General features: G+C 68.7%; 13 protein-coding genes and 1 rRNA gene. 3 read left to right on the top strand and 11 right to left on the bottom strand.

Annotation, left to right across the window (positions count from 1 at the left end; all coding sequences use genetic code 11):
* Positions 1 to 136: 136 nt before the first annotated feature.
* Positions 137 to 1,882, top strand: coding sequence for a Ulp1 family isopeptidase (locus AX018_RS20600; protein ID WP_111881259.1), 1,746 nt, complete (start codon positions 137 to 139; stop codon positions 1,880 to 1,882).
* Positions 1,883 to 1,895: 13 nt separating this feature from the next.
* On the opposite strand, the gene AX018_RS20595 is transcribed toward AX018_RS20600, so the two are convergent.
* Positions 1,896 to 2,603, bottom strand: coding sequence for an HAD family hydrolase (locus AX018_RS20595; RefSeq protein ID WP_211322491.1), 708 nt, complete (start codon positions 2,601 to 2,603; stop codon positions 1,896 to 1,898).
* A gap of 484 nt (positions 2,604 to 3,087) precedes the next feature.
* Between AX018_RS20595 and AX018_RS20590 the strand changes: the two genes are divergently transcribed.
* Positions 3,088 to 3,810: a response regulator transcription factor gene (locus tag AX018_RS20590; protein WP_281269569.1), complete on the top strand. Its 723-nt coding sequence runs from the start codon at positions 3,088 to 3,090 to the stop codon at positions 3,808 to 3,810.
* 28 nt (positions 3,811 to 3,838) lie between these two features.
* Here AX018_RS20590 and AX018_RS20585 read toward each other — a convergent pair whose 3' ends face one another.
* Positions 3,839 to 5,671 carry an ATP-binding response regulator gene (locus tag AX018_RS20585; RefSeq protein WP_111881256.1) on the bottom strand — a complete coding sequence of 611 codons (1,833 nt, stop codon included), beginning with the start codon at positions 5,669 to 5,671 and terminating at the stop codon, positions 3,839 to 3,841.
* 63 nt (positions 5,672 to 5,734) lie between these two features.
* Complete coding sequence (locus AX018_RS20580) at positions 5,735 to 6,178, bottom strand: YchJ family protein (RefSeq protein WP_111881253.1); 444 nt, start codon at positions 6,176 to 6,178, stop codon at positions 5,735 to 5,737.
* Between the two features lie 97 nt (positions 6,179 to 6,275).
* Between AX018_RS20580 and AX018_RS20575 the strand changes: the two genes are divergently transcribed.
* Positions 6,276 to 6,779 carry a DUF421 domain-containing protein gene (locus AX018_RS20575; protein WP_111881250.1) on the top strand — a complete coding sequence of 168 codons (504 nt, stop codon included), beginning with the start codon at positions 6,276 to 6,278 and terminating at the stop codon, positions 6,777 to 6,779.
* Positions 6,780 to 6,876: 97 nt separating this feature from the next.
* Here AX018_RS20575 and AX018_RS20570 read toward each other — a convergent pair whose 3' ends face one another.
* From AX018_RS20570 to rrf, 8 genes are all read right to left on the bottom strand, one after another.
* Complete coding sequence (locus tag AX018_RS20570) at positions 6,877 to 8,010, bottom strand: acyl-CoA dehydrogenase family protein (protein WP_111881247.1); 1,134 nt, start codon at positions 8,008 to 8,010, stop codon at positions 6,877 to 6,879.
* Positions 8,011 to 8,070: 60 nt separating this feature from the next.
* On the bottom strand, positions 8,071 to 8,739 hold the full coding sequence (locus tag AX018_RS20565) for an SDR family oxidoreductase (protein ID WP_111881245.1): 669 nt from the start codon (positions 8,737 to 8,739) through the stop codon (positions 8,071 to 8,073).
* A 113-nt stretch (positions 8,740 to 8,852) separates the two neighbouring features.
* Positions 8,853 to 10,037 (bottom strand): acetyl-CoA C-acyltransferase, encoded by a 1,185-nt coding sequence (locus AX018_RS20560; RefSeq protein ID WP_111881242.1) that lies wholly within the window; start codon positions 10,035 to 10,037, stop codon positions 8,853 to 8,855.
* 105 nt (positions 10,038 to 10,142) lie between these two features.
* Positions 10,143 to 11,960 (bottom strand): bifunctional isocitrate dehydrogenase kinase/phosphatase, encoded by a 1,818-nt coding sequence (gene aceK, locus AX018_RS20555; protein WP_111881300.1) that lies wholly within the window; start codon positions 11,958 to 11,960, stop codon positions 10,143 to 10,145.
* A 42-nt stretch (positions 11,961 to 12,002) separates the two neighbouring features.
* Positions 12,003 to 12,665 carry a carbonate dehydratase gene (gene can, locus AX018_RS20550; RefSeq protein ID WP_111881240.1) on the bottom strand — a complete coding sequence of 221 codons (663 nt, stop codon included), beginning with the start codon at positions 12,663 to 12,665 and terminating at the stop codon, positions 12,003 to 12,005.
* A gap of 35 nt (positions 12,666 to 12,700) precedes the next feature.
* Entirely contained in the window at positions 12,701 to 13,888 is a 1,188-nt protein-coding gene (locus AX018_RS20545) for an isovaleryl-CoA dehydrogenase (RefSeq protein ID WP_111881237.1), read from the bottom strand.
* A gap of 415 nt (positions 13,889 to 14,303) precedes the next feature.
* Complete coding sequence (locus AX018_RS20540; RefSeq protein ID WP_111881234.1) at positions 14,304 to 14,705, bottom strand: MerR family transcriptional regulator; 402 nt, start codon at positions 14,703 to 14,705, stop codon at positions 14,304 to 14,306.
* Positions 14,706 to 15,019: 314 nt separating this feature from the next.
* Positions 15,020 to 15,132: ribosomal RNA gene (gene rrf, locus AX018_RS20535) — 5S ribosomal RNA — on the bottom strand.
* Positions 15,133 to 15,301 lie beyond the last annotated feature (169 nt).

The following is a 15,301-nucleotide window of genomic DNA, read 5'->3' as shown; positions in this document are numbered from 1 at the left end:
AGCCACAGCCCCGCCGTGCGCTGCCTGGCGGAATGCGCGGTCGATTCGCCCCTTCACGGAAGGATTCGCATCAGAACCGTGAGGATCGAAAAACCCCTGCACATTTCCAATCCATCACCTCCAGCCTCCACCCGCCATGGATTTCCCTGCTTTCCGCACCGGCAGCAACCATCGCCTACCGGCATCGAGAAGCGGCCCGGAAAATCCCCCCGCCGACCGTGCAGGGCCTTCCGGAAAATCCGTTCCCGGGCACCCCTTGCACAGCGCCCTGGCCCCCAGGCAGGTATCGCACGCGCACCTCGACAGCACGGCGAACCGGGCGCGCGCCCCTGCACCGCTGCCGAGAATCCACAACAGCTATCAGGATCTCATGGGAATCCTTACCCGCTATGGCAATGGCGAGGACTTCGCAGCGCTGAAAAAAACCTTTCCAGGCATCCGCGGCTACCTCACCACGTCAGGTGAAGTTCCGGCGTCGTCGGCAGGCAAACGGCTGCTTCGAGACCTGGATGCGAGCCAGATCGATTATTTAAGGACCCATGTCCTGCGCCGGATCGATCACTGCAATTCAGATCCAGGAACCAAAGACTTTCTGATCAAAAGCTTTGAAAAGTCCGTCCAGGCCGCGCGCGAAGCGAAGGCAGAGATGCAAAAGCAGGAGCAGTCGTGGAATCACTCCACCGCCAAGCCGAAAACAAGCAAATCAAAAAGCCCCATTCAACGCCGCTTCTTCGAAAATCCGAATGCCTTGTTGAAGCTTGCGCATGACTTCAGCAATGCATCACTGAGTTTCTCAAGAGTCTGTGCTCTCAACGATGTATCAGAAAGCTTCCTCCAGCGATTGATCAACCAAGACACCGGAGAACTCACGGATAAAGGGGAAGAATTTCTCTCGAATTTCGAAAAACCCATCCAGGCGGCATTTCGCGCCGACATCCAAGGTAGCTTGCAGACCAAAACGGAGCCGCCTCCAGACCAACACGCGGCTCACACGGTTCTTCAACGAGAGGACTCCTATCCTGCCTCGTCGTTTTTCTCAGGTGTCAGCGAGGAATGGAGGCGGATGGGCTACGAAGCAGCCCCCGACTCACCGGGACAGGAGGTCACGCAACCCTGGCACGCCGACCGCCATGGCGGCCTGCAGATGCCAGCGGAACGGCCCGCCACGCCAGCGGCCAATCCTGCGTGGATCACCGTGGACGACCTGCCATCGCCCCAGGGGGCTGGCCCGCGACTCGGAAAGGTGACATCCAACTCCTGGCTGGGAGGCGAGCACTTGCTCGCCTACACCGAAGCCCTGGCCCGCCAATGGAAAGGGCAGCCCCATGCCGAACGGCTCAACGTTGCCGACCCGCTGCAGGTCGCCCAGCTGATCTCCGGGACCGGCAAACAGAAGAACGATGTTCTGCGCCATCTCCTCAAAGGCCAGGACACCATCGTTTTCCTGCCGATCAACGACCCCCAGGCCCATTGGTCGCTGCTCGTCATCGACCGGCGTACCAATGAGGCGCTCCACTACGACTCTTCGTGGCCGCCCCAGGGGGCCCGGGACGTCGTCCATACACGCCAGTACCAGTTGGCCCAAAGCGCGGCAATGGCCATGGGCATCCATACCCCCGTCCGGGGGATGCCGATCGCGCAACAACGGGACCGGCATTCCTGCGGCGACCATGTGCTGACGGGGATCGGCACATTGGCGCAGCGGGTGATCGACGGCACGTTCCACCATGCCGGGGGCACGGACCTGAGCGCTATCGCGCCCGACCGAGGCCATATCGCCGGCGTCTTGGCCAGCGCCGAGGACTCCCATGCAGGCAGCCGGGTCAGGCCGGCGCCCGAGCCGCCGATCGACCGCGAGAAGAAGAAACCCAGGTGGGGGTAGCGGTACTGGCGAGCTAGGCCGCGGCCAGCAGGTCCGGCAGGTCGTCCATCGATCCGATGACCGCCACGGCGCCGGCCTCGCGCAGCGCCTGCGCGGGGTCGTGGCCCCCGTCCGTGGGGCTGTAGCCCACCACCGTGGCCCCGGCGGCCACGCCGGCGGCGACGCCCGTCACGGTGTCTTCGACCACGAGGCAGCGCGCAGGCGGCACGCCCAGCGCGGCGGCGGCGGCCAGGTACACGTCCGGCGCGGGCTTGGTGCGCGGCACCTCGTGCCCGCTGAAGATGCGCCCCTCGAAGTACGGCATGAGCCCCACCTTGCCGAGCTGCAGCTCCACCTTGTGGCGATCGGCCCCGGAGGCGCAGGCGATGCGCCCGGCCAGGCGCCCGTGCACCGCGCCCACGGCCCGCAGCGCGCCGGGGATGGCCTCCAGCCCGGCCACCAGCGCCTCGTTGCGCCGCACGTAGAACTCGGCCATCCAGGCATCGGTCAGGGGCCGGCCGGTGTGGGCCTCGATGCGCGCCGCCTCGCTGCGCACGGCCTTGCCGATGAAGATGCGCACGCACTCCTCGGCGCTGAGGTGCCAGCCGGCCTCGTGCAGCATCTCGCGCAGCACGTGGTGGGTGATGGGCTCGCTATCGACGAGCACGCCGTCGCAGTCGAAGAGCACGGCATCGAAGGGAGGCAGGGGGATGCCGGCGGGCGAAGGCAGGGGGGAGGACATCGGCGTGGGGAAGGCGGCGGGACAAAAAAACAGCGGCGTCCGGGAGGAACGCCGCCAAGCACGCTCGAATCTACCGCATGCGGGCGCCGGAGGCCTGCCGGCGCCGATCGTTGTTGTCTCTCTCTTCGCTCCCTGTGGCCCGCGCCCCGGTGGTCACGTCCGGGGCAGGGGCACCTCTCATTGAATCCGTCCGCCGGCCCATCGCCGTGCGGGTATGCAGCCCGCAAGAATGGAAAGAAAAAGAAGCCCCGGCGAAGGCCGTTCGCAGGCTTTCCGCGGCAGGCCGAGCGTGGCCCGGACGGCGGGCGTCCGGCACGGCCTGCCGAGGAAGACTGTGGCCGTCCTCCGGCGAGGATTGACTTGAATTGTCGGTACAGTCGGGGCGCTTCCGCACCCCACCGCGGTGGGGTTTTTGTTACGCGGCCATCGGTGTGCCCGGCATACCCTCCATCACGTCCCCCCGCCCCCCCTCCGGAAATCCCCCGTGCCCCACGCCACCGCCCTCCACTCCACGGCACCGTCGCGCACGCGCTACGGGCTCGTGGTGGACGACCATCCGCTGGTGGCGCACGGCATGACCGAGTTCCTGCGGCTGCACCCCGGGCTGGACGCGGCGCACCACGTGCCGAACATGCCGGAGGCGCTGCGCGCCATCGCCCGGCACGGCCCCCCGGCCGTGGCGCTGGTGGATTTCTGGCTCGCCGACGGCTCCACCGCGCCGTTCATCCGCGACCTGCTCGCGATGGCGCCGCAGGCCCGCGTGCTGGTGATGAGCGGCGACGACCATCCGGCCATCGCCTTCAAGGCCCGAGCGAGCGGGGCGCACGGCTTCGTGCACAAGCAGCAGGAGCCCGAAGTGTTCGCGGCCGCCGTGGCGGCGCTGCTGGACGGCACCTCGTGGTTCCGGACACCCGACCTGCCGGCGCCGGGCGCCGCGCTGGCGTGCGCCGGCACGCCGCTGGCGCGCGAGGTGCAGATCAGCCCGGGCGACCTGGGCCTCACGCCGCGCCAGGGCCAGATCCTGGCGCTGGTGCTGGCGGGCCAGCCGAACAAGCCCATCGCCGCCACGCTGCACCTCTCCGAGCACACGGTGAAGGAGCACATCACGGCGATCCTGCAGAAGCTCGGCGCCCGCAACCGCGTGGAGCTGATCGCGCGGCTGCGCGGGGTGCGGCTGGAGTTGCCCGAGGCCGCGCTGTCGCGCTGATACGCCGAACGGCCGGGACGGGCACGGATCAGCCGCGGCCGTCCTGCGCCAGCCAGCGCGCGAGCACCGCATGCAGCGCCTCGGGCGCGAGCGGCTTGCGGAACACCAGGTACCCCTCTTCCTCGGCCTGCGCGAGCGCGGCCGCGCCGTGCTCGCCGCTCACCAGCGCGCCGCGCGCGCCGGGGCAGAGCTCCAGCAGCGCCTGCAGCACCGCGAAGCCGCTCTGCCCGCCGCCCAGGCGCTGGTCGCAGAGGATCGCATCCGGAACGAACCCCGCGGCCACCCGCGCGAGCGCCTGCTCGGCCGTGGCCGCCACCTCGGCGCGCAGGCCCCAGGACTCCAGCAACTGCGCCAGGGCCAGCGACACCTGCGGATCGTCCTCCACCAGCAGGCACGCGCCCGATAGCGAGGCCAGCCGCGCCATCCAGGGCGCGCGCGGCGCCACCGCCGAGGGCGACTGCGCGGCATCGCCGGCCGCCTCCAGCGAGAGCCAGAAGCACGAGCCCCGGCCGGGCACGGACTCGAAGCCGTATTCCGCGCCGATCAGCCGCGCCGATCGCGCCACCACCGACAGCCCCAGGCCGTGACCCGCCACCTCCTGGGTCCAGCGCGCGCCGCCCCGGTAGAACGGCGCGTAGATGCGGTGCTGGTCCTCCAGCGGCACGCCGGCGCCGGTGTCCCAGACCTCGATGCGCCAGAGGCCCTGGCACGCCCGCGCACCGACCAGCACGCCGCCCGCGCGGGTGTAGCGCAGCGCGTTCTGCGCGAGGTTGAACACCATCTGGCGCAGCAGCGCCGGATCGGCGCGCACGGCGGCCGCGCGCCGGCGCGGCAGGAAGAGCCGCAGGCGCAGCCCGCGCCGCAGGGCATCGGGGCCGAACACCGCCGCCACGTCGGTGAACACGGCGGCCAGGGGGACATCCTCGCGGCGCACGGCATGCTGGCCCGATTCGAGCCGGGAGAGGTCCAGCAGGGCGTTGAAGAGAAAGGTGAGCGAGCGCGCGCAGTCCTGGATGCCGCCGAGCACCGGCACCAGCCGCTCGTCGGCGTTGCGCTGCAGCGCCGTCTCCACGAGCAGGCCCATCGCGTGGAGCGGCTGGCGCAGATCGTGGCTGGCGGTGGAGAGGAAGCGGTTCTTCTCTTCCAGCGCGCGTTCGGCCTCCTCCTTCGCGGCGCGGTAGCGCTCGGCCAGCTGCAGGCGCTGGCGCTCCATCTCCACCTGCTGCACGACGAAGCGCCGCGCGCCCCACGCATGCCGAGAGATCACGGCGCCATAGAGCGCCACCAGCGCGAGCATGGCCTGCCAGCGCTCGGGGAAGTACCAGACCACGGCGGCCAGGGTCGGCCCGTAGATGGCCGCGAAGAACGGGAGGAACACGCGGGGCTGCGGCGCCAGGAAGGTCGTGCCCGAGGCGATCACCGCGCAGATGACCAGGTACACCATGAGCCGGAACTCCTGGGGCGCTCCGTGCGTGAGCGCGATGGGCACGACCCAGAACACGCCGTCCGCCGCCGCCAGCGCCTGGAAGATCCGCTCCCAGCGCGGCACCACCACGGCATCGGGCAGCGCGGCGTCGCGGTGGAAGCGCCGCTGCAGGGTCAGCAGCAGGCCGGCGAAGACGAGGAAGGCCCCCCACCACACGAGCAGGTGGCCGGACGGCGCACCGGTGCGCGCGTGCAGCCACGTCAGCACCCCCGGGATGACGGCCGCGGGGATCTCCGAGGTCCCGCCGCGCGACGCGAACGAATGCAGCAGCCGGCGGCGCACCGCCAGATCGAGCCCGGTACTGGACGCCTGGGCATCGGCGGCGGGCTCTGCGTGCCACGCGTCGGGATAGTGGCTGTCGGGAGCGGTCGGCATCGTGCGGCAGGCAGTGGGGAAAGAACGCGAAAGACCGGGAGGCGGCGGCGCGGCGGGCCGGCGTCAGCCGCGCGGGAAGTCGCCGTCCACGTAGGCCCAGCGGCCGCCCTCGCGCACGAAGCGGCTGCGCTCGTGCAGGCGGTGCGCGCGGCCGCCGGCATCGCGCTGGCGGGCGACGAACTCCACCTCGGCCCGGTCCTCGCCCGTGGCGCGGTGGGAGCGCACCTCCAGCCCGAGCCAGCGCACGCCCGGATCGAAATCGACCGACGCGGGCCGGTGGCCGGCCGCCCAGGTGGCCAGGAGGTAGTCGGCCCGCTGGAGCACGAAGGCGGTGTAGCGCGAGCGCATGAGGCTCTCGGCATCGGGCGCGGGCGCCGCGTCCCAGTGGTCGAGGTAGCGGCCGCAGCACTGCGCGTAGGCCAGCGGCGCGCGGCGCGCGGACAGGCGCCCGCAGGGGCAGGCCGGGGAGCCGGGGGAGGGAGTCGGGGAGGTGGAAGACACGGCCATCGTCGGCGGTTGGGCGGGCCCGCATTCTTGCAGATGCGCCGGTGGCACACTCGCGGCCAAGGCGGCCCGGGGGCCGCTCCAACCTGGGAGAGCATCGATGTGGTCCATGAGCGTGCCGTGGTGGGAGTTCGTGCTGCGAGGCGTGGTGGTGTATGCGTTCCTGCTGGTGTTCCTGCGGCTCACGGGCCGGCGGCAGACAGGGCAGTTCGCGCCGTTCGACCTGGTGCTGCTGCTCATCCTCTCGAACGCGGTGCAGAACTCGATGAACGCGGGCGACAACTCGCTGATCGGCGGCCTCGTCTCGGCCGGCACGCTCATCGGCTGCCACATGCTGCTGGCGCGGCTCACCTTCCGCTTTCCCCGGATCGCCCGCTGGGTGGACGGCCGGCCGCAGACCCTGGTGGACAACGGCCGCGTGGACCGGGCCCTGATGCGGCGCGAGCTGCTCTCGGCCGACGACCTGGCCGCCGCCCTGCGCGCGGGAGGCTGCCTGCACCTGCACGAGGTGGAGCGCGCGACCATCGAGACCAACGGCCAGATCACCGTGGTGCTGCGCGAGCGCGGCAGCGCGGGCACGGACGGCCCTGCGCAGCGCAGTTGAGCGTTTTCCGAAGCGTTTGGGCCACCACGTCGCCGTATTTGCTGCGCGAACAGCTATCAATTAAATAGCACGCGCCCCGGCCGGCCCACCCGGCGGATCAGGCCGCCAGCGCGCGCTGGATCAGGATCTTCTGCACGTCGCTCGTGCCCTCGTAGATCTGGCACACGCGCACGTCGCGGTAGATGCGCTCCACGGGGAAATCGCTGACCACGCCGTAGCCGCCCAGCGTCTGCAGGGCCGCGCTGCACACGCCCTCGGCCATCTCGCTCGCGAACAGCTTGGCCATGGCGGCCTCCTTCAGGCAAGGCCGGCCCGCGTCGCGCAGCGCGGCGGCGTGCCAGACGAGCTGGCGCGCGGCCTCGATCCGCGTGGCGCAGTCGGCGAGGCGAAAGCCCACGGCCTGGTGCTGGAAGATCGGCTGGCCGAAGCTCTCGCGCTCCTTCGCGTACCGCAGCGCCACCTCGAAGGCGCTGCGCGCCATGCCCACGCTCTGCGCGGCGATGCCGATGCGCCCGCCCTCCAGCGCGCCCAGCGCGATCCGGTAGCCCTCGCCCTCCGCGCCGAGGCGGTTTTCCGCCGGGACGCGGCACTGCTCGAACACGATCTGCGCCGTGTCGCTGCTGTGCTGGCCGAGCTTGTCCTCCAGCCGCGCGACGGTGTAGCCCGGCGCGTCGGTGGGCACGAGGAAGGCGCTCATGCCCTTCTTGCCCGCCGCCTTGTCGGTGACGGCGATCACGATGGCCACCTGGCCGTTCTTGCCGCTGGTGATGAACTGCTTCACGCCGTCGATCACGTAGGCATCGCCCTCGCGCCGGGCCGTGGTGCGCAGCGCCGAGGCGTCCGAGCCCACGTGCGGCTCGGTCAGGCAGAACGCGCCCAGCATCTCGCCGCGCGCGAGCGGCGCGAGCCACCGGCGCTTCTGCGCCTCGCTGCCGTAGCGCATCAGGATCGCGTTCACCGGGCAGTTGGTCACGCTGATGGCGGTGCTGGTGCCGCCGTCGCCCGCGGCGATCTCCTCCAGCACCAGGGCGAGCGAGAGGGTGTCCAGGCCCGCGCCGCCGTAGGCCTCGGGCACGCAGATGCCGTAGGCGCCCAGCGCGGCCAGGCCCTGGTGGGCCTCGCGCGGGAAGTGGTGCTCCTTGTCCCAGCGGGCGGCGTGCGGCCACAGCTCGCTCTGGGCGAAATCGCGCACCGCGTCGCGGATCATTTCCTGGTCCTGGGTCAGCAGCATGGGGTTGTCTCCGTCCATTCGTTGGTTGTTCGTCTTCCGGGCGGCGCCGGGGGGCGCGGGCTACCAGTGCGCGGCGCGGCGCCCGTCGTGGTGCAGCAGCCGGCCCCGGTCGGCGGGCGTCACGCCCTCCAGCACCGAGCGCATGCCGCGCACGCTGCCCTGCACATCCAGCGCCCCGTCCTCGCCGCCCATGTCCGTGCGCACCCAGCCCGGGTCGAGCGTGACCAGCGTGGCGCCGGGATAGTCGTGCTGCGCGGCGGCCACGGCCATGTTGAGCGCGGCCTTGCTCGTGCGGTAGAGCCACGACCCGCTATCGGGCACGCCACCGATCAGCGACATCGAGGACGAGAGGAACGCGAACACCCCGCGCGCATCCGCCACCAGGGGCGCCACCTGCGGCAGCGCCTGCATCGCGCCGAGCACGTTGGTGTGCATGACGGCATCGAAGTCCTCGCGCGTGGGCGGCACGAGCGCGTTCGGGCGGCGGATCACGCCGGCCACGTAGAGGGCCAGGCCGATCTTCTCGCCGTCGAGCTGCCACGCCAAGCCGCTCACGCTGGCGGGATCGGCCACGTCCACCGTCAGCGCCTCGGCGCCCAGGCCGAGCACGTTCGCGCGGCCCGCGTCACCGCGCACCGTCGCGATCACGCGGCGCCCCGCTTCGCGGTACTGCCGCACCAGTTCCAGGCCGATGCCCCGCGAGGCGCCGATGACGAGAATGGGGTTCATGGGAGTGCTTCAAGGTCAAAATGCTTCCATGTCGCCGTCAACGCTGCATGGGTAGCTATTAAAAACATAGCGCCCGGCAGGCCTCGCGCGCGGCAGGCCTGCCGGGCGGGCGCTCAGGCCAGCTCGATGGCCATGGCCGTGCCCTCGCCGCCACCGATGCACAGCGTGGCCAGCCCGCGCTTCTTGCCGCGCGCCTGCAGCGCATGGATCAGCGTGACGAGGATGCGCGCGCCGCTCGCGCCGATGGGGTGGCCCAGCGCGCAGGCGCCGCCGTTGACGTTCACGATCTCGTGCGGCACGTCCAGATCCTTCATGAGCGCCATGGGCACGACGGCGAAGGCCTCGTTCACCTCCCACAGGTCCACGTCCAGCACGCTCCAGCCGGCCCGGTTCAGGGCCTTGCGCGTGGCGCCCACCGGCGCGGTGGTGAACCACTCGGGCTCCTGCGCGTGCATCGCGTGGCCCGCGACGCGCGCGATGGGCGCAGCGCCCAGGCGGCGGGCCGTGGATTCGCGCACCATCACCAGCGCCGCCGCGCCGTCGTTGATGCTGGAGCTGGAGGCGGCGGTGATCGTGCCGTCCTTCTTGAACGCGGGCTTGAGCGCGGGGATCTTGTCCAGCCGCGCCTTGGCCGGCCCCTCGTCGGCCGAGACCAGCGTCTCGCCCGCGCGGGTCTTCACCGCCACCGGCGCGATCTCGGCCGCGAAGGCGCCCGACGCGGCGGCGGCCTGCGCGCGCTGCACGCTGGCCACGGCGAAGGCATCCTGCTGCTCGCGCGTGAAGCCGTACTTCGCGGCGCAGTCCTCGCCGAAGGTGCCCATGGAGCGGCCCGCCTCGTAGGCGTCCTCCAGGCCGTCGAGCATCATGTGGTCGAAGATGCGGTCGTGGCCCAGGCGGTAGCCGCCCCGGGCCTTCTGCAGCAGGTAGGGCGCGTTGGTCATGCTCTCCATGCCGCCCGCGACGATCACCTCGTGCGTGCCGGCCAGCAGCATGTCGTGCGCGAACATCGCGGCCTTCATGCCCGAGCCGCACATCTTGCTGAGCGTGACCGCGCCCGCGCTCTTCGGCAGGCCGCCCTTGAAGCCCGCCTGCCGCGCCGGCGCCTGCCCCTGCCCCGCCATCAGGCAGTTGCCGAACAGCACCTCCTCGACCGCCTCCGGCGCGATGCCCGCGCGCTCCACGGCCGCGCGGATCGCCACGCCGCCCAGGTCGTGCGCGGCCAGGCCCGCGAAATCGCCCTGGAACGCGCCCATGGGGGTGCGCGCGGCGCCGATGATCACGATGGGGTCCTGGTGCATGCTGCTGTCTCCTTGAGGGATGGGATGAATGGAAAGGAAGAAGCCGGAGGGGCCGGGACGCAGGCGCTGCGGCAGGCAGCCCGGCGCTGCGCGGGCCCCGGCGGGCTACGGGGCCGCCGCCGGGCCGTCCGCCCCGGCGCGCGCGAAACGCCGCTCGGGGTCGTAGGGGAACACGTCGAACATGTGGCCGGCCTGGATGCGCTCCTTGTGCAACTGCCAGAACGCCGGGTCCAGCAGGTCGGCATGGTGGCGCAGGAACACCTCGCGCACCGCGTCGTTGCCGAGCAGGAACGGCCCGAAGGTCTCGGGGAACACGTCGCGCGGGCCCACGGCCCACCAGACCTCGCCCGAGAGCTCGTCCTCCTCGTTGCGCGGCGGCGGCACGCGGCGGAAGTGGCAGTCGGTGAGGTATTCGATCTCGTCGTAGTCGTAGAACACCACCTTGCCGTTGCGCGTCACGCCGAAGTTCTTCCAGAGCATGTCGCCCGGAAAGATGTTGGCCGCCACCAGGTCCTTGATCGCGTTGCCGTACTCCACCACGCTGTGCTCCATCTGCCGGCGCGCGCGCTCGTCGTGCAGGCCGGCGTCGAAGGCCTCCTGCAGATAGATGTTGAGCGGGATCATGCGCCGCTCGATGTACACGTGCTTCAGGATCACCTCGACCTGCCCGTCGCCGTCGCGGTCGCTGATCTCCAACTGGCTGGGCGCGAACTTCTCGATCTCGGCGATCAGCTCGTCCTCGAAGCGCTCGCGCGGGAACGCCACCTCGCTGTACTCCAGCGTGTCGGCCATGCGGCCCACGCGGTCGTGCTGCTTCACCAGCAGGTACTTGCCCTGGATCTGCTCGCGCGTCGTGTCCTTCTGCGGCGGGTAGTAGTCCTTGATCACCTTGAAGACGAACGGGAACGAGGGCAGGTCGAACACCAGCATCACCATGCCCTTGATGCCGGGCGCGATGCGGAAGCGGTCGCTCGAATAGCGCAGGTGGTGCAGGAAATCGCGGTAGAACAGCGTCTTGCCCTGCTTGGCCAGGCCCAGCGCGTTGTACAGCTCCGCGCGCGGCTTGCGGGGCATCAGCCCGCGCAGGAACTGCACGTAGGCGCTCGGGATCTCCATGTCCACCATGAAGTACGCCCGGGCGAAGCTGAACAGCATCTGCAGGTCGTCCTCGCCGAACAGCGCCGCGTCGATCACATAGCCCCGGGGGCCGTGCAGGATGGGCAGCGCGAAGGCCAGCTCCTGGAAGCCGTTGATGACCTTGCCCACGAGGTACGCGCCCTTGTTGCGGTAGAACAGGCTGGAGAGCACCTGGATCTGGAAGTTGGCGCGCCACTTGGCCGCGCCCAGCCGGGACGGCAGCACCGCCGCCACCCGCGCCGCGTCGCGCGGCAGGTCTTCGAAGTCGCCCTGCAGCTGGAAGTTGTCCACGATGCGCGCCAGCGTCTCGCACAGCGTCTCCGCGGAGGGGTAGTACGCGCGGTAGGTCGGGCGCGCGCCGGGGTCGTCGTTCTCCAGGTACTCGGTGCTAATCGCCGGCCGCACGAAGATGAAATCGTTGTGGAAATGCGTGCGGTGCAGGATCTTGGTGGTGATCGAGTTGAAGAACGTCTCGGCCAGCTCGGGCTGGCGGTGGCCCACCAGCAGGCCGATGTAGTGCAGCTTCACCTGGTACCACACCTCCATCGGCTGCCCGCCCGCGTCGAACTCCTTTTCGAGCCGCCGCACGCACTCCTTCACGCGCAGGTCGTAGAACTCGATGCGCTCACGCTGGGCGCGCTGCTGCCCCGCCCAGTCCGACGTCTCGAAGCGGTGCTTGGCCCGCGCCGACTCCGCGCGGAACAGCCGGTAATGGCGGTCGAAGCCATCCATCATGGCCTGCGCGATGCCGTACGCGGCAGGCGAATCCAGACGCCGGGGAAACATGGTCTGCCGCTCCATCATGGCTCCGGTGCCTGCCCGCCGCGTTCACTCGCGCTGCCGGTCGGCCACGCCCTGCACCGCGGCCCGGTGCACCGCATCCAGCCCCTGCACGCTGGACACCGTCATGTGCAGGTTGTTGATGAGACCGTCCTTGAGCCCGTAGCACCAGCCGTGCAGCGTCACCTTCTGGCCCCGGGTCCAGGCGTCGGCCATCACGGTCGTCTGGGCGATGTTGACCACCTGCTCGATGGCGTTGAGCTCGCACAGCGCATCGAGCTGCCACGGCGCGGGGATGGCCGCGATCAGCGCGCGGTGCCGGTCGCGGACGTCCTTCACGTGGCGGATCCAGTTGTCGGCCAGGCCCACGCGGATGTCCTCCAGCGCCGCGCGCACGCCGCCACAGCCGTAGTGGCCCACCACCATCAGGTGCTCCACCTGCAACTGGTCCACCGCGTACTGGATGGTCGAGAGGCAGTTGAGATCGGTCGGCACCACCACGTTGGCCACGTTGCGGTGCACGAACACCTCGCCCGGCTCCAGGCCCGTGATCTGGTTCGCGGGCACGCGGCTGTCCGAGCAACCCACCCACATGTACCGGGGCTTCTGCTGTGCCATCAGGCCCGTGAAGAAGCCGGGGCGCTCCCGTTCCATCTGCGCGGCCCAGGCGCGGTTGTGGACGAACAGTTCTTCGATGGTGGGAGCGGTCATTCAGAGCTTCTTTCGGGATCAATCAGGGAAAAACGTCAGGAGGTTTCGGCGAACAGCTCGCGGCCGATCAACATGCGCCGGATCTCGCTGGTGCCGGCGCCGATTTCGTAGAGTTTCGCATCCCGCCAGAGCCGGCCCAGCGGATACTCGTTGATGTAGCCGTTGCCGCCGAAGATCTGCACCCCCTCGCCCGCCATCCAGGTCGCCTTTTCCGCGCACCACAGGATCACCGAGGCGCAATCCTTGCGGACCTGGCGCACGTGTTCCACACCCAGCATGTCCAGGTTCTTGGCCACGGTATAGGCGAACGAGCGTCCGGCCTGCAACACCGTGTACATGTCGGCCACCTTGCCCTGGATGAGCTGGAACTCGCCGATGCTCTGCCCGAACTGCCTGCGGTCGTGAATGTACGGCACCACGTTGTCCATCACCGACTGCATGATGCCCAGCGGCCCGCCCGTGAGCACCGCGCGCTCATAGTCCAGCCCGCTCATCAGCACCTTGGCGCCGCCATTCACCGCCCCCAGTACCTGGCTGGCCGGCACCTCCACGTTCTCGAACACCAGCTCGCCCGTGTGGCTGCCGCGCATGCCGAGCTTGTCGAGCTTCTGCGCAATGCTGAAGCCCTTCATGCCCTTCTCGATCAGGAACGCCGTGACCCCGCGTGCGCCCAGCTCGGGCTCCGTCTTGGCATACACGACCAGGGTGTCGGCATCCGGGCCATTGGTGATCCACATCTTGCTGCCGTTGAGCAGGTAATACCCGCCCTTGTCCTGCGCGCGCAGCTTCATGCTGATGACGTCGGAGCCGGCGCCCGGCTCGCTCATCGCCAGCGCCCCCACGTGCTCGCCGGAGATCAGCCGGGGCAGGTACCTGCGCTTTTGCTCCTCGCTGCCGTTGCGATGGATCTGGTTCACGCACAGGTTGCTGTGCGCGCCATAGGACAACCCCACCGACGCGCTCGCCCGGGAAATCTCCTCCATGGCAACCATGTGGGCCAGATACCCCATCTGCGCGCCACCATACGCCTCGGACACCGTGATCCCCAGCACCCCCAGGTCGCCCATCTTGCGCCAGAGGTCCATGGGGAACTGGTCCGTGCGGTCGATCTCCGCCGCCCGGGGGGCGATTTCAGCCTGCGCGAATTCCCGCACCGCATCGCGCAGCGCATCGATGTCTTCGCCCAACTGGAAGTTGAGGCCCGGTAAAGAAGAAAGGCTCATGGTTGTCTCCTGCAATGGTTTTGTGCGTCAGAGAACGCCGACCGAGCCGTGGCCGCACCAGAAGCGGGCCGGGCACCGGGATGCCCAGCATGCCATCGGTCGCTCAAGCAACCCAGGGCAGGCATGTGCCGTGGAGCATTCCCTCTCCAGGCACGCCCCATGCCGCCATCATCTGGTTGTGGGGCGATGGCCTTCGATGCACTCTCCACCATCGCCTGCGACCTGGAAATCGATCTTCGGACAATCTGACGTTTACGTAAACGTCAATTATGAGTCATTCCGACGCCAAAGGCGTGTCATTCCAATGATGACACTCGGAACACTCAGCACCACCCATTCGCCGAAGATGCACGCAGAAGCCAGCGGAAAAAGGCACTTCGTAAGCGATATGCTCCTGTGGCTTCCAGGCAGGCATTCAGCCCTTGACCGATTTCTCCACCTTGGCGAGAAGGGAACGCGCCTCCCGCTCGTGTTCACGAACCTCGTCGAGATTGGCTTGGAGATCTGCCATCTGCTCTTCCAGCTGCTTGCGATGGCTGGCCAGCACATCCAGGAACCGCTTCAATTGCGCGCCGGTATCGCGTGGACTGTCGTAGAGATCGATGATCGACTTGGCATCCGAGAGGGACAAGCCCAGCCGCTTGGCACGCAATGTCAGTCGCAAGCGCGTGCGGTCCCGCGCTGAATAGATGCGGGTGCGTCCGCCAGGCCCCGTTCGCTCCGGCTGCAGAAGCCCCATGTCTTCATAAAAGCGCATCGCACGCGTCGTGAGATCAAACTCCTTGGCGAGATCGCTGATCGTGTAAGTGTTGGCCATGGAAGAGCAAGGGCAATGGACGGACAAGAAGGCCAGTGCCTTGGGGGCAACCTGGTTGACGTGCACGTCAATCGTATCGCAAGGCCTGCAGGATCATGAGCGCATCCCCTTCCGAAGCGATGACTGGAATGCGATTCACATCCGAGAATTGCCCCGTGATGCGCGAGGAGCCCCCCCCCGGTGCGATAGGACCTGCATGGCAGACAAGTGATCAGTCTGCCGTATTGCGAGAAGATGGTTTGGTTAGCGTGATTGCGCTAAAAGCAAAACGCCCTCAGATCATGAGAGATCTGAGGGCGGTTTGGGCTGTAAGAGCCTGACGATGACCTACTTTCACACGGGAATCCGCACTATCATCGGCGCGAAGTCGTTTCACTGTCCTGTTCGGGATGGGAAGGAGTGGGGCCAACTTGCTATGGTCATCAGGCATAACGGGGTGTCTTGCTGAGTTTTGGTCAGCATGACGAATTCATAGAGTGAATCAGTTGTGTATTTGATTGCGCCTGGCACAACAGACCTTGACGGTATGTCAAAGTTATAGGGTCAAGCCGCACGAGCAATTAGTACTGGTTAGCTTAAGCGCTTGCACGCCTTCC

This window comes from Paracidovorax anthurii (assembly GCF_003269065.1).
Taxonomy (GTDB): domain Bacteria; phylum Pseudomonadota; class Gammaproteobacteria; order Burkholderiales; family Burkholderiaceae_C; genus Paracidovorax; species Paracidovorax anthurii.
This window is presented reverse-complemented; position numbering and strand designations above follow the sequence as displayed.

Coding starts and splice junctions, on each gene's coding strand:
- AX018_RS20570 (WP_111881247.1), bottom strand. CDS start 8,010: ATGCTGCTGACCCAGGACCAGGAAATGATCCGCGACGCGGTGCGCGAT.
- AX018_RS20595 (WP_211322491.1), bottom strand. CDS start 2,603: ATGTCCTCCCCCCTGCCTTCGCCCGCCGGCATCCCCCTGCCTCCCTTC.
- AX018_RS20580 (WP_111881253.1), bottom strand. CDS start 6,178: ATGGCCGTGTCTTCCACCTCCCCGACTCCCTCCCCCGGCTCCCCGGCC.
- AX018_RS20585 (WP_111881256.1), bottom strand. CDS start 5,671: ATGCCGACCGCTCCCGACAGCCACTATCCCGACGCGTGGCACGCAGAG.
- AX018_RS20565 (WP_111881245.1), bottom strand. CDS start 8,739: ATGAACCCCATTCTCGTCATCGGCGCCTCGCGGGGCATCGGCCTGGAA.
- AX018_RS20540 (WP_111881234.1), bottom strand. CDS start 14,705: ATGGCCAACACTTACACGATCAGCGATCTCGCCAAGGAGTTTGATCTC.
- AX018_RS20575 (WP_111881250.1), top strand. CDS start 6,276: ATGTGGTCCATGAGCGTGCCGTGGTGGGAGTTCGTGCTGCGAGGCGTG.
- AX018_RS20560 (WP_111881242.1), bottom strand. CDS start 10,037: ATGCACCAGGACCCCATCGTGATCATCGGCGCCGCGCGCACCCCCATG.
- AX018_RS20600 (WP_111881259.1), top strand. CDS start 137: ATGGATTTCCCTGCTTTCCGCACCGGCAGCAACCATCGCCTACCGGCA.
- AX018_RS20545 (WP_111881237.1), bottom strand. CDS start 13,888: ATGAGCCTTTCTTCTTTACCGGGCCTCAACTTCCAGTTGGGCGAAGAC.
- aceK (WP_111881300.1), bottom strand. CDS start 11,960: ATGTTTCCCCGGCGTCTGGATTCGCCTGCCGCGTACGGCATCGCGCAG.
- can (WP_111881240.1), bottom strand. CDS start 12,665: ATGACCGCTCCCACCATCGAAGAACTGTTCGTCCACAACCGCGCCTGG.